This window comes from Micromonospora sp. NPDC053740 (genome assembly GCF_040677775.1).
Lineage (GTDB): Bacteria > Actinomycetota > Actinomycetes > Mycobacteriales > Micromonosporaceae > Micromonospora > Micromonospora alfalfae.
Map to the genome: position 1 here is coordinate 239382 of NZ_JBFASO010000001.1, position 17112 is coordinate 256493.

Genomic DNA, 17112 nt, shown 5'->3' on the forward strand with positions numbered 1-17112 from the left:
GAGAAGAACGGACGATCAAGAACTTGCCGTGAGCAACTTGTCGCTAAGAGTTGCCCTGGCTGGCGGCACGCTTGCCAATCATTGTCAGGACCGTGACGAGAGTTGGGCAGGGATGCCCATCGATCCCGGGTGGTGCGGTGGCCGAGGACGAGGCAACGGTGAACAGGAGTGAGCCGGCCGACGAGCCGTTCCCACTGCTGATCGCGGTGACCCCGTCGCCCGCCGAGCGCATCCGGCTCGCTGAGCTTCTCGACGGCATCGCGCCGCTGCTGCTGGTCGCCGACCTCGACGAGCTGCGCCGGCTGATCGCCGCTCCTCAGCAGGTGGCCGCCCCGTCCGAACCGGCGCCGGTCGCCGCCCTGGTGATCGACTCTGCCCGCTCCAGCGCCCGCTGCGGGGAACGCGAGATCGACCTCACCCGCCTGGAACACGACCTGCTGACCTGCCTGATCACCGAGCCGGCCCGGGTCTGGAGCTACGCCGAGCTGCACCGCTCGGTCTGGGGTGACGAGGGGCGCGAACGCAAGGCGGACGTGCAGTCGCTGGTCAAGCGGCTGCGCCGCAAGCTGCACGACCTGGGCACCGGGGCCACCATCGATGTCGTGCGCGGGGTGGGGCTGCGGCTGACAGATCACCAGCAGGCGCGGGTCGAGCGGGCCTGACAGCCACGTCGCATGAACTGATCTCGCCCTGGGTACGCCAGGAAGATCAGCAACAACACAGGCGACGAAGAGCGCTGGTAAGGAGAGTCAGGATGGCATTCCCCAATCCCTCGACCGTGTCCATCGGGCTGAAGAAGGCCGCGCACGTCGGGATCGCGGTGAGTGACCTCGACCGCTCGGTCGCGTTCTACCAGGCCCTGCTCGGCGCGGAACCGGTCGTTCGGGACGAAAGCATGCACGGCGCGGGGTTCGCGCAGTCACAGGGGTTGCCGACGACGAAGCTGCGGTACGCCACGTTCAACCTCGACAACCTCGGCATCGACCTGATCCAGTTCCAGGAGCCGATCGGCGACGCCGCCCAGGTGGCGGCCAACCGGCCCGGCTCGATGCACCTGTGCTTCCACGTGGACGACGTACGCGCGGTCTACGACCGGATGAGCGAGGCCGGGTTCGAGTTCCTCGGCCAGCCGTACACGTTCGCGTCCGGCGAGGTGGAGCCGCCGGCGGCGGTCGGCACCGCTGTCGCGTACTTCAACGACCCGGACGGGACGAACCTGGAGATCATCGCGCCGAAGGGTGGCTTCGCTCGCAGCTAGTGAGCCCAGACGGGCGGCGTGGGGTCCGGCCGGAGACGGGCCGCCCCATGCCGCTCGGCGCGCGGGGCGACGATCAGATCAGCCCGGCCCGGGCCCAGAGCCGACGCCCCGGCCCCGCCACCAGGCCGACGTCCGCCAGGTTGGCGTGCACCCGCGCCGCCGACCAGCGCAGGGTGGCACGCCAGCGCGGGTTGGCGCGGGCAGCGGCACGACCGACAGCCGGCGGGATGCCCACCGCCGCATACGCGTCGGGATGGACCAGGCGGTTGGCGATCGTGTAGGCGGCACGACCGACCAACAGTCGGGCGTACGCCATGCCCAGCGGGCCGGTGGCCGCGACCGCGGCGGCCAGTTCCTCGCGGGCGAACCGGACATGCCGCGCCTCCTCCACGACGTGGATGCGGGAGACCATCCGGATGAGCGGCTGGAGAGACTCGTCCGCCATGATCTCGCGTTGGAACGCGTCGAGGATCTCCTCCGCGATGAGGATCGCGGCGAACATCCTGGGGCCGCTGGCGGTGGCCTTGAGAAAGCGCCCGAGGTGGTGGTCGGTGGCGCTGGCGCGGTAGACGGGACAACCCATCGCCTCGATCAGCCGGCCGAACATGATGGAGTGCCGGCACTCGTCGGCGACCTCGGTCAACGCGTACTGGGCCTGCCGGCTGGTCGGGTCGGCGCGGTAGTACTCCCGGATCAGCATCTGCATGAGGATCGTCTCGAACCACAGCCCGGCGCTGGCCGCGCTGGCCACCTCGTGCTTGGTGAGCTCGACGCGCTGCTCCTCGCTGAGCTGCTCCCACAACGGGGTGCCGTAGAGGCTGCTGCGCTGCGGCGGGAGCCAGTAGGCGCCGGGGGTGTGCGGGGCGTCCCAGTCGATCTCGACGGTGGGGTCGTAGCTGGTCCGCAGTGAGGACGTGAGCAGTCGCTCGGCGACCGCCGCACGCTCGGTTTCCGCCGCCTCCATGGTTCCTCCATATTGACGTGACGATCGGTAACTGTTACGAGTAGTAGCATGCAATCGCCGTTCACCGATGTCAATGCGTCCGACCCGTCGGCCATCCCTCCCGACGGCAGCCCGAAGGCGAAGGGCAACGGCCGCCGAGACCGCTGGGCAGACCATCGCGAGCAACGACGGCAGGAGCTGGTCGGGGCCGCCATGCAGGCGCTGCTGCGGCACGGGCCGGAGGTCGACATGGAACAGGTGGCCGCCGCCGCTGGCGTCAGCAAACCGGTTCTGTACCGCTACTTCGCCGACAAGTCGCAGCTCTGGGTAGCGGTCAGCGAGGTGGTGGCGGCCCGGATGGTCGACACCATCGCGCCCGCCATCGAACAGGTCCGCGAGGAACGTGGCCTGGTCGAAGCGACGATCGACGCCTACCTGGGCGTGATCGAGTCGGAACCGAGGCTCTACCGGTTCCTGATGCACCAGTCCGGCGACCCCGGCATCCACCAGGTGATCGCGGGCACCAGCCGGCAGGTGGCCGCCGGGCTCGCCCGGGTGATCGGCGACCGGCTACGCACGCTGGGCCTGGACGCCGGTCCCGCCGAGCCCTGGGCGTACGGCCTGGTGGGTTTCGTGCAGGCGGTCGGCGACTGGTGGACCACACACGGCCAGCCGATCAGCCGGGCGGCCCTCACCGACTACCTGACCACCCTGCTGTGGAGCGGCATCGAGGGGGTGCGGGCCAGCGCCGACCTGCCGCACGAGCTCACCCGCGCCCACGAGCGGATCGTGCCGTGAGCTACCACGGCCCGGCGGGTGTCGAGGGCACCCCGGTCCGGGTGCACCTCAGCGGGCGGTGGGAGCCCGTCGACGGCCGCTTCCACTGGGGCGGACGGATCGAGCCCGAGCCGCGGGTGGCCCACCTGCTGCGCTCCGGCCGGCGCGACGTCGAGGTGCGCATCACCGACCGCGTTCGGGCGGCCCGACTGGCCGAGGTCGATCCGTGGGGCGGCGTACGCATCACCGGCGTGGGCGATCCGCCCTGGCCGCCAGAGGCCGACCCGCCTGCCGCGCCCGAGCCCACGGAGGAGTGAATGGAAACAGACGTCGCCATCATCGGCGCCGGATTCGGTGGCCTGGGCGCCGCCATCCGCCTACAGCGGGCCGGCTTCACCGACTTTCTCGTCTTCGACAGGGGTGCGGACGTCGGCGGCACCTGGCGGGACAACAGCTACCCGGGCTGCGCCTGTGATGTCCCGTCGCACCTCTACTCGTTCTCCTTCGCCCCCAACCCCCGCTGGTCGAACACCTTCTCCAGTCAGCCGGAGATCTGGGACTACCTGCGGGGCTGCGTCGACCGCTTCGGCATCCGCCCGAAGTTGCGTCTGCGCCACGAGGTGCACGAGGCGAGGTGGGACGACCAGCGCCAACGCTGGCTGTTGCGCACCTCGGGCGGCGACCACAGCGCCCGGGTACTGATCTGTGCCGCCGGCCCGCTCAGCGACCCGGCCATCCCCGACCTGCCCGGGATCGACGAGTTCGCCGGGACGATGTTCCACTCCGCCCGGTGGCGGCACGACCACGACCTGACCGGCCGGCGGGTCGCGGTGATCGGCACCGGCGCCTCGGCGGTCCAGTTCGTGCCACAGATCCAGCCGACTGTCGCGAGGCTGACGCTCTTCCAGCGCAGTCCCGCCTGGATCATGCCGAGGTTGTCGCGCCGGATCAGCGGGGTCGAGCAGGCCGCGTTCCGCACCGTGCCCGGTGCGCAGCGGGCCGCCCGGGCAGGGCTCTATCTGGTACGCGAAAGCATGGGCCTGGGCTTCCTGCACCCGGCGGTCAACCGCCTTGCCTCGCGCCTGTCAGTGCGTACGCTGCGGCGTCAGGTTCCCGACCCGAACCTGCGCGACAAGCTCACCCCCCGCTACGCGATGGGCTGCAAGCGGGTCCTGATCTCCAACGACTACTGGCCGTCGCTCACCCGACCGAACGTCGACGTGGTCACCGCCGGCATCGCTCGGATCGTGCCGGACGGTCTCGTCACCGACGACGACGTCCACCACCGGGCGGACACGATCATCCTCGGGACCGGGTTCCACGTCACCGACTCCCCCGTCGTCCGGCGCATCCACGGTCGGGGCGGGCGCAGCCTGGGCGACGCGTGGACCCCCAGCATGCACGCGTACCGGGGCACTACCATCGCCGGCTTCCCCAACCTGTTCTTCCTGCTCGGCCCGAACACCGGGCTCGGGCACACCTCGGTGGTGCTGATGATCGAGGCGCAGCTGCATCTGGTGCTCGCGGCCCTGCGTCACATGCGGGCCACTGGCATCCAGGCCATCGAGCCCACCGCGCTGGCGCAACGACGGTGGACCGAGCGGGTCGACAAGAAAATGGCCGGCACCGTCTGGCAGACCGGCTGTTCGAGCTGGTACCTCGACGCCACCGGCCGTAACACCACCATCTGGCCGGGCTTCGCCACCAGCTTCCGGATGCGGCTGCGCCGGTTCCGCCCGGCCGATTACCAGGTCGCCTCGACCGGCGGCACCCCCAACGAATCGGAGCGGGAGCACGCCGATGCGGTATGACCTGACGGGCAGGACCCTGTTCATCACCGGCGCGGCGCGCGGCATCGGGGCGCAACTGGCCCGTGCGGCCGTCTCCCGTGGAGCCCGGGTCGCCCTCGTCGGGCTGGAAGGCGAGCTGCTCCAGCAGCTGAGCGCCGACCTCGACGCGCACTGGTACGAGTGTGATGTCACCGACCAGGCGGCGCTGGACGCCGCCGTCGCCCCCACTGTGGATCGCTTCGGTGGCATCGACGTGGTCGTGGCCAACGCGGGCATCGCGAACCTGGGCACAGTCGCCGTGGGACCGGTCGACGCGCTGGTCCGTACCGTCGAGGTGAACCTCTGCGGCGCGATCCGCACTGTCAGCGCGGCGCTGCCCCACGTCACCGCCGCCCGTGGTCACGTCCTGATCGTCTCGTCGGCTGCCGCTTTCACGGCGATGCCCGGCATGGCCGCCTACTGCGCGTCCAAAGCGGGTGTGGAGCAGTTCGCCAACGTGCTGCGCCTGGAGACCCGCTCACGCGGCGTCACCGTCGGCACGGCGCATCCGATCTGGACCGACACCGACCTGGTCCGCGACATCCGTGCCGACCTGGCGTCGTTCCGCACCACGCTGCGCCGGCTGCCGTGGCCGCTGTCCGCCGTCGTGCCCGTCGAGCAGTGCGTCGAGGCCCTGCTGCACGGCATCGAGCGCCGCAAGCGCACTGTGTACGTGCCCCGGGCGCTCGCCCTGGTGCAGGCGCTGCGGCCGGTGGTGCTGAGCGGCCTCTCGGACGCGTTGATCACCCGTCTCGGCGGCGAAACCATGGTCGGCCAGATGGAAGACGAGGTACGCCAGCTCGGGCGTTCCTTCGGCAGGACGTCGGTGGGAGAGCGGCCATGAGCATTCATTTCCGCCGTGCGGGCAGCGGCGAGCCGCTCGTGCTCATCCACGGCATCGGTCACCGCCATCAGGCGTGGGAGCCGGTGTTCGACCGGTTGACCGCCCACCACGAGGTGATCGCGCTCGACCTGCCCGGCTTCGGGAACTCCCCGGTGCCCGGCACCGGCATGCCCGCCGACATGGCCGCCACGGTGGCCGGGGTCCTGCCGGCGCTGACCGAGTGGGGGCTGGAGCGTTCGCACGTCGCCGGCTACAGCCTCGGCGGGGCGATCGCCCTGGAGCTTGCCGCCACCGGGGCGGTCGCCTCGGCCACCGCCTTCTCCCCCGCCGGCTTCTTCACCCCGGCGGAGCGCCGCCGGGCGCTGGCCATCCTCCGGATGCTGCGGGCCAACTCGTACCTGCCCACGCCGATCATGCGGGTCGCGCTGCGCTCGGCGTACCTGCGGGCGTTGTGCTTCGCGCCGCTGATGGCCCGCCCGACACTGCTGGATGTCGAACGCGCGCTGGGCGACGCGCTCGCCCTGCGACGCGGGGTCGGCTTCAACGCCGTGGCCCGAGCCGCCCGCGACTATCGCTTCGACTGCCTTCGGCTGTCCGACGCGACGGTGCCGGTGACCATCGGCTGGGGTGACCGCGACCGGATCTTCGGCGTCCACCAGGCCGAGCGGGCCCGCGCGGGCCTGCCGGCGGCGCGGGTGGTGACGCTGCCCCGCTGCGGGCACGTGCCGATGAGCGACGACCCGGACCTGGTCGCCGCGCTCATCCTGGAGACCACCGGCGCCGTGCCCCACACCGAACGACCGGATCCCTCGGTCTCCGTCCAGGTCACGAGTCAGGAAGATCACTTCACACTCTAAAAACTTGCAGACTCTGCAAGTTCGCTCCTAACCTCGCCAGCGTGACCGACACCGACCACGCTGCGCCCGGGCGTCGCGACCGCAAGAAGGCGCAGACGCGGGCGGCGTTGACGGCCGCCGCGCTGCGGCTGGTCGCCGAACGCGGCCTGGAGCACGTGACGGTGGAGGAGATCAGCGAGGCCGCGGACGTTTCCTCACGGACCTTCTTCAACTACTTCACCTGCAAGGACGAGGCGCTCACCGACGATCCGGCGCTCGACGGCAACCCGGTAGTGGCGCGTCTGGCGGCCGCCCCCGCGCAGGTGTCGGCGTTGCAGGCAGTGCGGGTCGCCCTCGACGAGGCGGTCGACTCGATCCAGGCCGACAGGGAGTTGTGGCGGCTGCGACTGGCTGTCATCACCCAGAACCCCGCGCTGCTGCCCCGGCTGGTGGCCGGCAACAGCGCCACCGAGCAGGCCATGGTGGCGGTCGTCGCCACCCGCCTCGGCGTCGGCCTCGACCACGGCCATCCGCCGCTGGTCGTCGCTGTCGCCGGTGCCGCCTTCCGCACCGCGATGCTGCGCTGGGCCGCCGGTGACGACGCCCGGCCGCTGCACGACTTCGTCGACGAGGCGTTCGCCGCGATCGCCGCCGGCCTGCCGGACCCACCGGCCATCTCCTGACCCGCAGTCTCTTCCCCGCCGCATCAGCTCCGGGGCCAGCCACTCCGCCAGAAACCCGACAAGGGAGCGTCAATGACCACCACCGTCCCGCCCGCCGACACCGCCGAGGTCGGCACGCGCATGTCGCGTCGGGAGGTTCTCCAGGCCCTTTCCGGCCTGATGGTCGGCATGTTCGTGTCCATCCTCGCCTCCACAGTGGTGGCGAACGCGCTGCCGCGGATCATCGCGGATCTGAACGGCAGCCAGACCGTCTACACGTGGATCGTCACCAGCGAACTGCTCGCCATGACGGCGACGGTGCCGCTGTGGGGCAAGATGGCCGACCTGTACAGCAAGAAGCTGCTGATCCAGTTGTCACTGGGACTGTTCGTGGTGGGTTCACTCATCGCGGGCTTCACGCCGAACGTCGAGGTTCTGCTGCTCAGCCGGGTCGTCCAGGGCATCGGCGCCGGCGGCATGACGGCGCTGGCCACAATCGTCATGGCGGCGATGATCCCGCCGCGTGAGCTGGGCCGCTACGCCGGCATCTTCGGCGCGGTCTTCGGTGTGGGAACCATCGCCGGCCCGCTGATCGGCGGCCTGCTCGTCGACACGTCGTGGCTGGGCTGGCGGTGGTGCTTCCTGATCGGCGTCCCGTTCAGCATCATCTCCATCGCCCTGCTTCAGCGCACCCTGCACCTGCCGGTCGTCCGTCGTAAGGCGAAGATCGACTGGTTGGGGGCCCTGCTCATCACCTCGGGCGTCTCCACGCTGCTGATCTGGTCGTCCCTGGCCGGCAACAAGTTCGACTGGGCCTCCGGCTGGACGGCAGTGATGGTCATCGGCGGTCTGGTCCTGCTGGCGCTGGCCGTGTTCGTCGAGTCGCGGGCGGCGGAGCCGATCGTCCCGCTGAGCATCTTCCGCAACCGCACGGTCTCCCTGGCCACCATCGCCAGCGTGCTGGTCGGTGTCGCGATGTTCGGCGGCACCGTCTTCCTGTCCCAGTACTTCCAGATCTCGCTGGGCAAGTCGCCCACCGTCGCGGGCCTGATGAGCCTCCCAATGATCTTCGGTCTGCTCGTCTCGTCGACGGTGGCCGGCCAGCTCATCACGAAGTACGGCCGGTGGAAGGCGTACCTGGTGGCCGGCGCCGCGGTGATGACCGTCGGGATGCTGCTGCTGGGCACCATCGACGCCAACACCAGCGTCCTCGTGCTGTCGATCTACATGGCCGTGCTGGGCGTCGGCGTCGGCATGCTCATGCAGAACCTCGTGCTCGCCGCGCAGAACGACGTGCCGGCCCACGAACTCGGTGCCACCACCTCCGTGCTGACGTTCTTCCGCAGCATGGGCGGCGCGATCGGGGTCAGCGCCCTCGGCGCGGTCCTGGCAAGTCGGGTGACCTCGCTGACGACCGACCGGCTCGGCCCGGCGGCGACCGCCGGCGGTGGCTCCGCCGAGGTGCCCGACCTGTCCACCCTGCCCGAGCCGGTGCTGCGCATCGTGCAGGACGTGTACGGCATCGCCACCGCGGACCTCTTCCTGGTCGGCGCGCCGATCGCGCTGCTCGCGCTGATCGTCGTGCTGTTCATCAAGGAGAAGCCGCTGCACACCCTCAGCGGGGACGAACGACGCGCCCAGGAGGAGGCGGCGGCAAAAGCCGCGATTCACTGAGCCGTACGCCAGCAGGGCGGGGGCGGGCCGATTGGCCCGCCCCCGCTCTGCGCCCAGGCCGGAAATGGCGAATCAGCGAGGGCACTCTCCCTGCCGCCACCTTTGCTCTGCTTCAGCCCGCGCAGCGGTTTCGGGCCCTGACTGTTGCGTCGGTTGAAGCAGAGCAAAGCGTGCGAGCTGACCCACCGGCCGCCGCCGGTGACGAGCCGACGTCTCGGGTTGCGCGTTTCCCGGTAACCACATGACGTGAACGTCTTGCCACGTAACGTGAGATTGAGCCGGTCAACGGCTGACGCCAGACGTGCGCCGGGCCGCCACTGCGGCGGCGCCGCTCGGCCAACTGCCGGGTCGACAGCTCGGCAACGTCGCGGCCTGTTCGGCCGCAGGAGGTGTGGACGATGCCCATGCTGTCGGTCTTCGATCCTCGGCACACTGTCGCTCCCCCGGGATACAGCCGCTGGCTCATCCCGACCGCGGCCCTGGCCGTGCACGTGTGCATCGGCCAGGTCTACGCGACGAGTGTCTACAAGAACTCCCTCATCGCGCACTTCGACACCAGCCAGACGGCGATCGGGGCGATCTTCAGTATCGCCATCGTCATGCTGGGCTCGTCAGCGGCGGTGGGCGGCCGTTGGGTGGAGCGGAACGGACCGCGCCGGGCGATGTTCGTCTCGGCGTGCTTCTGGGCCGTCGGGTTCCTGGTCGGCGCGCTCGGCATCGCGACCCAGCAGCTCTGGCTGCTGTATCTCGGGTACGGCGTCATCGGCGGCATCGGGCTCGGCATCGGCTACATCTCGCCCGTCTCCACCCTGATCAAGTGGTTCCCGGACCGCCCCGGCCTGGCCACCGGGCTCGCCATCATGGGGTTCGGCGGCGGCGCCCTGGTCGCCGGCCCGCTCGCGCGCCAACTGCTCTCCCTCTACGACTCCGGCTACAACCCCGACAACCCGGCCGCCGTCGCGTCGGGGCACGCCCTCGTGGCGCTCTTCGTCACGTTCGGCATCGGCTATTTCGTGATCATGATGTTCGGCCCGTTCAACGTCCGGGTTCCGGCACCGGACTGGCGGCCCGCCGGCTTCGACCCCGCCAGCGTCGCCGCCAAACCGCTGGTGACGACGGCGAGCGTGTCGGCGTCGAACGCCGTGCGTACCCGGTCGTTCTGGTTGCTGTGGATCGTGCTGTTCTGCAACGTCACAGCGGGCATCGGCATCCTGGAGCAGGCCAGCCCGATGATCCAGGACTTCTTCCGGGACAACGGGACCGCCACCACTGTCTCGGTGTCGGCGGCGGCCGGTTTCGTGGGAGTGCTGTCGCTGTTCAACATGGCTGGGCGGTTCGTCTGGTCGACGACGTCCGACCTCATCGGCCGCAAGCCCATCTACATGGTCTACCTCGGCGTCGGCATGGTGCTGTACCTGCTGCTCGCCGTGGCTGGCCACTCCGCGACAGCGGTCTTCGTGCTGATCGCCGCCGCGATCATCTCCTTCTACGGTGGCGGTTTCGCCACCATGCCCGCCTACCTGCGTGACCTGTTCGGCACCTTCCAGGTCGGGGCGATCCACGGCCGGATCCTGACCGCCTGGTCGGCTGCGGGTGTCGCCGGTCCGCTGATCGTCAACGGGATCCTCGACACGCAGGGCAAGCCCGGCACCCTCACCGCGGCGGCGTACCGGCCCGCGCTGTTCACAATGGTCGGCATCCTCGCCATCGGGTTCATCGCGAACCTGCTGGTGCGTTCCGTGCCCGAGCGGTTCCACGAACCGAACCGGGGACCGACCTCGCCCGTGGCGAAGGCGACAATCACCGAGCCTGTCGCTCTCGGGCGCGACAGCCAGCCGCCCGCGCCGCCGCGCGTCGGTAGCCAGACCGGGCGGCTCTGGTTGTCGTGGCTGCTGGTCGCGGTGCTGCTCGGGTACGGCATCGTCCAGACCGCCATCACCGCCGCGAAGCTGTTCACCGGCTGACGCGCGGTGGCCCATAGCGGCCAGACCTCCTGCAACGCAACGGAAGGCGTCCCCTTGAAGGGGGCGCCTTCCGTTGCGCCGATCCGCTCAGAGCTGGGTGGCCGACCTCTTCTCGTCGAGCCGCCCCCGTTGTGGCACGACCGTGTACTTCGGATCGCGGGCCGACACCCGGCCCGCCTCGAAGACGCCGAACCGGGTGGCGACCGACGATGCCACGAGGGCGGCGCCGGAGATCGCCGCCAGGACCCGGCTGCGTCGGCTGAGCAGCGCGGTGGCGGTGCCCACGGCGAGCAGGACGCGTCCCGCCTTGACCAGCCGGCCGCTGCGTCCGTGCCTGTAGGGCTCGCTGGTGAGGCCCTGCCGCTCCAGTTGGTGCCCTCCGCCAAACTCGATGGCGGCGGCGGCCAGGGCGAGTCGTCGCAGTGGGGCGGTCTCGGCGGCCGGTGCCGCGATCAGGCCGATCCCGGACGCGGCGGCGAGCGCGCTGCCGGCGAAGACGAACGGCAGCGACGGGTAGGCGTCGTGCCAGGACGGCACGGCCGTGTCGGCGAGCAGCACCCCGGTGTACGTCGCCAGCGCTGGCGCGGTTGCCGCGGCAGCCAGGCCGGCGACGTTGCCGACGGGCGGTGCGATCCGACGGGCGAGGCCGAGCACACCGTGCTGCGGGAGTAGCGGCGCCAGCTCGGCGACCGCGGCCACACCGGCCAGCGGGCCGAACGCGGCGAGGATCCAGGTGCCGACCGACATCGGCGAGGTCACCTTGGCCACCCGGAGCATGTGATGGAACCGGGCCGGTCGGCCAAGATCGTGGACCAGCAGGTACGTGCTGGCGGCGACACCGCCGAGAGCTGTCCAACGGCCCACAGTGCGCAGCCCGGGTCGTCCGGTCAGTTGGGCGCCCGCGCCGATCAGCGCACTTCCGGCGGCGAGGCCTCCGGTGAACAGGTAGCCGGCGATGTCGTACTTCCACACCGGCGGCTTCAGAACCGGGCGGCCGTAGTAGGAGGCGAAGTCGGCTGGCGGCACGGTGAGCTGCTCGCCGCCGCGGGTCATTGCCGCCTGCCCAGGAACGCGACGGCCGTGGCGGCCGCCATCGTCATCGCCGCCAGGCCGGCACGCTTCCACATGGCCGGCAGGTCGCGGGTGGTGACGATCGGGTCCGGTGGCAGTCCGTACACCTCCGGCTCGTCGAGCAGCAGGAAGAACGCACCATCACCACCAACGCCGTCGTTCGGGTCGTGCCCGTACAACCGGGCCTCCGGCATTCCGCGCTCATGCAGCTTCGCGACCCGCGCGGCGGCCCGCTCCCGCAACTCGTCCAGTTCTCCGTACTGGATCGACTCCGTCGGACACGCCTGCGCACACGCCGGGGTCATGCCCGCGCCCAAGCGGTCGTAGCACAGCGTGCACTTCCACGCCCGACCATCATCCTTGCGTTGATCGATGACGCCGTACGGGCAGGCGGAGATGCAGTAACCGCAGCCGTTGCAGATGTCCTCCTGCACCACCACTGTGCCGAACTCCGTCCGGAACAGCGAACCTGTCGGGCAGACATCCAGGCAGGCCGCATGGGTGCAGTGCTTGCACACATCCGACATCATCAGCCAGCGGAAATCCGTCCGCCCCTCCGCGCCCGAGCCCCTCCCCGGTGGCTGCGCACCCGGCATCCCCAGAAACTCCGGTCCGCCCGACATGCGGGCCGCCGCGGCGGGCGAGCCGGTGGGCAGGCCGGGGTACGTTCCGGTGTCGGTGCTGGTATGCGCGCCGGCCGCCGCCGTCACCGGGCTGATCGCCGGCCCGTCCGGGTCCCCCGCGAACGCCGGAGTCGCCCAGCCGGCCGAACGGGGCTGCTCCACGAACGCGACGTGCCGCCACGAGTTCGCTGTCAGCGCTCCGGTGTTGTCGTACGACATTCCCAGCAGGTCGAGCCCACTCTCCGGGACACCGTTCCACTCCTTGCAGGCCACCTCGCACGCCTTACAGCCGATGCAGACGCTGGTGTCGGTGAAGAACCCCATCTGCGGCGGCGGGTTCTCGTAACCGGCGTCCGGTGCGGGGTCCAGCGGCCCGTACAGGGCGTTGGTGTGGGGCATGGTCAGACCTCCTGGTCCGGGCCGCTGTCCGCGGAGTCGGTCGTGACCTGCGGTGGATAGTGCGGGTTGAGGTCGCCGGACCGTCGCCGGTAGTCGACGACGAGAGCCAGCAGCTCGGCGCCTCGCGGGCGCCGCCCGGATCGGATGTCGCAGGTGCCGACCTTGCTCTCCTGGATCAGCACGTTCGGGTCCAAGCTGATACCGAACAGGTCGTTCGCCGAGTCACCGGTGACCAGACCCTCGAAACCGAAGTGGTACGGCAACCACACCTGGTGGATGATCCGACCGTCCACCCGCAACGGGGTGAGCCGGTCGGTCACCAGCACCCGCGCCTCGACGGCCGCACGGGCGGTGACCATGTGTGCCCACCCCAGGTGGGTGAGACCACGTTCGGCAGCCAACTCCGGCGACACCTCGACGAACATCTCCGGTTGCAGCTCCGCGAGCGGCGACACCGTCCGGCTCATCCCACCGGCGGTGTGGTGCTCGGTGAGCCGGCTGACTGTGAACACATACGGGAACACCTGGCTGTACGGTTCCGGCGGGCTCGGGTTGAGTGTGTTGATCGGGTGGGTGTAGACCTTGCGGGTCGGGTTGGCCTGCTGTCGGTAGAGCGGGTTGCGCACCGGCGACTCGACCGGCTCGTAGTGGGTGGGCATCGGTCCGTCGAGCACGCCGGTGGGCGCGTACAGCCAGCCTTTGCCGTCTCCCTGGAGGATGAACGGGTCGTCGCCGGCGATGCCCGCCACACCCGAGGCGCCGTGCTCCGGTCGGTAGGACGGCGGTTTGGTCTTTTCGAAGTCCGGCACGTCGTAGCCTGTCCACTCGCTCTTGTCCGCGTCCCACCAGACGTAGCGTTTGCGCTCACTCCACGGGTTGCCGTCGGGGTCGGCGGAGGCACGGTTGTAGAGGATGCGCCGGTTCGCCGGCCACGCCCAACCCCACTCGGGCGCCACCAGGGACTGCTCCGAGCCGGGTTTGCGGCGGGCCGCCTGGTTGACGCCGTCGGCGTACACCCCGGTGTAGATCCAGCAACCGCCGACGGTGGAGCCGTCGTCCTTCATCTCGGTGAACGACGCCAGCGGCCGACCGGTGGCCACGTCGTACCCGTTGATCTCGCGCAGCACCGCCTCGGCGCTCGGCTCGACGTTCGGGCCGTGCGTGGGGTAGTCCCAGGCGAGGTCGAGCAGCGCCCTGTCGCGTGGCTTCGTCGACGTCGCGAGCCGTTCCCGGATGACGCGACCGAGGTGGTAGAAGAACCAGAGTTCGGAGCGGGCGTCGCCTGGCGGCTCGACGGCCTTCTCCCGCCACTGCAACAGCCGTTGGGTCTGGGTGAAGGTGCCCTCCTTCTCCACGTGCGACGCGGCCGGTAGGAAGAACACCTCGGTGCGGCACCGTTCGGGTGCGATCTCGCCGGTCTCGATCTCCGGCGCGTTCTGCCAGAAGGTGGCGCTCTCGATCATGAACAGGTCCCGGACCACGAGCCAGTCGAGGTTGGCCATGCCGAGCCGCTGCGCCCGGCCGTGCGCCGAACCGACGGCCGGGTTCTGCCCGAGCAGGAAGTAGCCCTTGATCTTCCCGTCGATCATGTCGAGCACCTGCTGGTAGGTGCCGTGGTCGCCGGTCATCCGCGGCATGTACCCGTAGCAGTAGTCGTTGTCGGCGGTGGCCGCGTCACCCCAGTACGCCTTGAGCAGGTTGACGCCGTAGGTGCGGGCGTTGCCCCAGAAGCCCTTCTGCCCGGGGTGCGCAATGCTGTCCACCCACTTGTCCAGGGTCGGGTGCTCGGCGTGGTGGGGCATCGGCAGGTAGCCCGGCAGCAGGTTGAACAACGTCGGAATGTCGGTCGAGCCCTGGATGCTGGCGTGCCCGCGAAGGGCCATCACCCCGCCACCCGGGCGGCCCATGTTGCCCAGCAGGAGCTGGATGATCGCGCCGGTGCGGATGTACTGCACGCCGACGCTGTGCTGCGTCCAGCCCACCGAGTAGACGAGCATGCCGGTGCGGTCACGGCCGGAGTTCTCGGTCCACGCCCGGGCCAGTTCGAAGAACTTCTCCTGCGGGATGCCGCAGACCCGTTCCACCATCTCCGGGGTGTAGCGGGCGAAGTGCCGCTTGAGGATCTGGTAGACGCAGCGGGGGTGCTGCAACGTCTCGTCACGTTGGGTCTCGCCGCCGACCGGCGCGCCGTGCGACTCGTTCTCCAGCCCGGCCGCCGTCTCCCGCTGCGTCTCGCTGTCGCGGGTCGTCTGGTTCTGCGAGTGACCCTCGTACCGCCAACTGGCCTGGTCGTAGGTGGCGTTGTCGTCGTTGAAGCCGGAGAAGAGGCCGTGCATGTCCTCGGTGTCGGCGTACTCCTCGGTCACGATCGTCGCGGCGTTGGTGTAGGCGACGACGTACTCCCGGAAGTCCAGCTCGTTGTCGAGGATGTAGCGCACCACCCCGCCGAGCAGCGCGATGTCGGTGCCCGCGCGGATCGGCAGGTACGAGTCAGCCAGCGCGCTGGTACGGGTGAACCGCGGGTCGACGTGGAAGACCTTCGCCCCCCGACGCTTGGCCTCCATCACCCACTGGAAGCCCACCGGGTGTGCCTCGGCCATGTTCGAACCCTGGATGACGATGACGTCGGAGTTCGACAGGTCCTGCTGGTACTGGGTGGCGCCGCCACGACCGAAGCTGGTCCCCAGACCGGGGACGGTGGAGGAGTGTCAAATACGGGCCTGGTTCTCGATCTGGAGAGCCCCCATCGCGGTGAACAACTTCTTGATGAGGTAGTTCTCCTCGTTGTCCAGCGTCGCCCCACCCAGACTGGAGATACCCAGCGTCCGGTTGAGCGGTCGACCCTGCGTGTCGACGTCCTCCCAGGTCTCGTCCCGGGCGGCCAGGACCCGATCGGCGATCATGTTCAGCGCCGTGTCGAGGTCGAGGTCCTCCCACTCGGTGCCGTACGGCCGGCGGTAGCGGACAGTGGTCTGCCGCAGCGGACTGGTGACCAGGCTCTTGCTCGCCGAACCCTTCGGGCAGAGCCGACCCCGCGAGATCGGGCTGTCCGGATCACCCTCGATCTGACTGACCTGCCCGTCCTTGACGAACACCCGCTGACCACAACCCACAGCGCAGTACGGGCAGACGGAGCGCGCCATCGAATCGGCGGTATCGGTGCGGGCGGTGAGCGCGCGGGACCCGTCGGACTTCGCCGCGGCACCCCGGCCCAGCGGGTCCGTGCCGGTGAGCTGGCGGTAGACCGGCCAACCCTCGAACCAGCTGCGCACCCCCATCGCCGCACCTTCCCGACCTATCCCGCCAAATATGAACACTCTGACGTTAGATGAGGTGCCGGCCCGGTCGCAGCGAGATCACCAACAGTCATGCCTCCCCCGGCAGTGTGGTGCGAGGGCCGGGAGAGGCATGGGAGTACGGCGCTGGTCAGTGCGGTTGCAGCTGGCCGGTGTGCTGATCGCTGAAGGTCCGGTAGCGGCGCAGCTCCCAGAACAACCAGCCGATGCTGATGATCGCCAACACGACGAAGACCAGCGAACCGGAGAACGTGTCCCAAAGGGTGTGCAGGACGACGACACCCACGAACGTGCCGATGAACCCGAAGAGCCGAGCGACGCTCGGGCTCGCCAGCAACGCCCAGAGCGCGCCGGCGGTCAGCCCGGTCCACGCGGTGTGACCGGCGGGCGCCGTCAGGCCCCGGATGAAGAGCGTCTGCTCCACCGCGCCGATGTTGCCCTGCGAACTCAGCAGCGCGCTGAAGGCGTAACCCATCGTCTCCAGCGCGGCGAACCCCATGCCGGCGGCGATGCCGATGATCAGCCCGTCGGAGGGCACCCGGCGGCGACGCTGGGCCACCACCGTGAACAGCAGCACCACCGGGACGATCAGCTTCGCCGATTCCTCGATCAACGCGACGAACAGCATCGGCAGGGTGCCGAGGCCGCGCAGAGTGTCGTACTCAAGGGTGCCGGCGACCACAGTGCCGATCACACCGCCGAAGAACGCCGACGTCACCAGCACCGACGCCGGCACCTGCCACCGCCCGGTCCGGGCCTGCGCGAACGTCAGGAACGTCAACGGCACAAGCGTCGACCCGAGCAGGATCAACGCCGGTACGAAGTTCGGATTCTTGGTGCTGACCAAGGTCCGCAGCACCGCCACATAGAGGATCAACCCGATGACGAGCACTCCGACCCACGCCCACCGGCGCCACCGATCACGCATACCGCGCA

Annotated in this window: 15 protein-coding genes; 10 read left to right on the plus strand and 5 right to left on the minus strand. The window is 69.9% G+C overall.

Translation table 11 applies throughout. From position 1 onward, the window contains the following. Window positions 1-137: 137 nt before the first annotated feature. The gene (locus AB0K35_RS01055; protein ID WP_357268554.1) at window positions 138-662 is read left to right on the plus strand and encodes a winged helix-turn-helix domain-containing protein; all 525 of its coding nucleotides are present in this window, start codon (window positions 138-140) and stop codon (window positions 660-662) included. A 92-nt stretch (window positions 663-754) separates the two neighbouring features. Then, window positions 755-1258 (plus strand): VOC family protein, encoded by a 504-nt coding sequence (locus tag AB0K35_RS01060; RefSeq protein ID WP_238669457.1) that lies wholly within the window; start codon window positions 755-757, stop codon window positions 1256-1258. 73 nt (window positions 1259-1331) lie between these two features. Here AB0K35_RS01060 and AB0K35_RS01065 read toward each other — a convergent pair whose 3' ends face one another. After that, on the minus strand, window positions 1332-2222 hold the full coding sequence (locus AB0K35_RS01065) for a diiron oxygenase (protein ID WP_357359757.1): 891 nt from the start codon (window positions 2220-2222) through the stop codon (window positions 1332-1334). Window positions 2223-2270: 48 nt separating this feature from the next. Here AB0K35_RS01065 and AB0K35_RS01070 point away from each other — a divergent pair, with 48 nt between their 5' ends. From AB0K35_RS01070 to AB0K35_RS01105, 8 genes are all read left to right on the plus strand, one after another. Next, window positions 2271-2999 carry a TetR family transcriptional regulator gene (locus AB0K35_RS01070; protein ID WP_238669459.1) on the plus strand — a complete coding sequence of 243 codons (729 nt, stop codon included), beginning with the start codon at window positions 2271-2273 and terminating at the stop codon, window positions 2997-2999. After that, window positions 2996-3295 carry a DUF4873 domain-containing protein gene (locus AB0K35_RS01075; protein WP_363882720.1) on the plus strand — a complete coding sequence of 100 codons (300 nt, stop codon included), beginning with the start codon at window positions 2996-2998 and terminating at the stop codon, window positions 3293-3295. The genes AB0K35_RS01070 and AB0K35_RS01075 overlap by 4 nt, the downstream gene beginning before the upstream one ends. Beyond that, window positions 3296-4789, plus strand: a complete 1494-nt coding sequence (locus AB0K35_RS01080) for an NAD(P)/FAD-dependent oxidoreductase (protein ID WP_363882723.1) — start codon at window positions 3296-3298, stop codon at window positions 4787-4789. Beyond that, on the plus strand, window positions 4779-5651 hold the full coding sequence (locus AB0K35_RS01085) for an SDR family oxidoreductase (protein ID WP_363882725.1): 873 nt from the start codon (window positions 4779-4781) through the stop codon (window positions 5649-5651). The genes AB0K35_RS01080 and AB0K35_RS01085 overlap by 11 nt, the downstream gene beginning before the upstream one ends. Beyond that, window positions 5648-6508, plus strand: a complete 861-nt coding sequence (locus AB0K35_RS01090; protein ID WP_363882728.1) for an alpha/beta fold hydrolase — start codon at window positions 5648-5650, stop codon at window positions 6506-6508. The genes AB0K35_RS01085 and AB0K35_RS01090 overlap by 4 nt, the downstream gene beginning before the upstream one ends. A 41-nt stretch (window positions 6509-6549) precedes the next feature. Continuing rightward, the gene (locus AB0K35_RS01095) at window positions 6550-7170 is read left to right on the plus strand and encodes a TetR family transcriptional regulator (RefSeq protein ID WP_363882731.1); all 621 of its coding nucleotides are present in this window, start codon (window positions 6550-6552) and stop codon (window positions 7168-7170) included. Window positions 7171-7242: 72 nt separating this feature from the next. Beyond that, complete coding sequence (locus AB0K35_RS01100; RefSeq protein WP_238669465.1) at window positions 7243-8823, plus strand: MDR family MFS transporter; 1581 nt, start codon at window positions 7243-7245, stop codon at window positions 8821-8823. Between the two features lie 404 nt (window positions 8824-9227). Continuing rightward, entirely contained in the window at window positions 9228-10787 is a 1560-nt protein-coding gene (locus tag AB0K35_RS01105; protein WP_238669549.1) for an OFA family MFS transporter, read from the plus strand. Window positions 10788-10874: 87 nt separating this feature from the next. Here the strand turns inward: AB0K35_RS01105 and nrfD are convergent, their stop codons facing one another. The 4 genes from nrfD to AB0K35_RS01125 all read right to left on the minus strand — a co-directional run bounded on the left by nrfD (window position 10875) and on the right by AB0K35_RS01125 (window position 17104). Beyond that, on the minus strand, window positions 10875-11840 hold the full coding sequence (nrfD, locus tag AB0K35_RS01110; RefSeq protein ID WP_363882734.1) for an NrfD/PsrC family molybdoenzyme membrane anchor subunit: 966 nt from the start codon (window positions 11838-11840) through the stop codon (window positions 10875-10877). Continuing rightward, the gene (locus AB0K35_RS01115; RefSeq protein ID WP_363882737.1) at window positions 11837-12880 is read right to left on the minus strand and encodes a 4Fe-4S dicluster domain-containing protein; all 1044 of its coding nucleotides are present in this window, start codon (window positions 12878-12880) and stop codon (window positions 11837-11839) included. Before AB0K35_RS01115 ends, nrfD begins: the two co-directional genes overlap by 4 nt. 2 nt (window positions 12881-12882) lie before the next feature. Further along, window positions 12883-16158, minus strand: a complete 3276-nt coding sequence (gene fdh, locus AB0K35_RS01120; protein ID WP_363882740.1) for a formate dehydrogenase — start codon at window positions 16156-16158, stop codon at window positions 12883-12885. A gap of 148 nt (window positions 16159-16306) precedes the next feature. Then, window positions 16307-17104 (minus strand): PrsW family intramembrane metalloprotease, encoded by a 798-nt coding sequence (locus tag AB0K35_RS01125; RefSeq protein ID WP_363882743.1) that lies wholly within the window; start codon window positions 17102-17104, stop codon window positions 16307-16309. Between the last annotated feature and the right edge of the window lie 8 nt (window positions 17105-17112).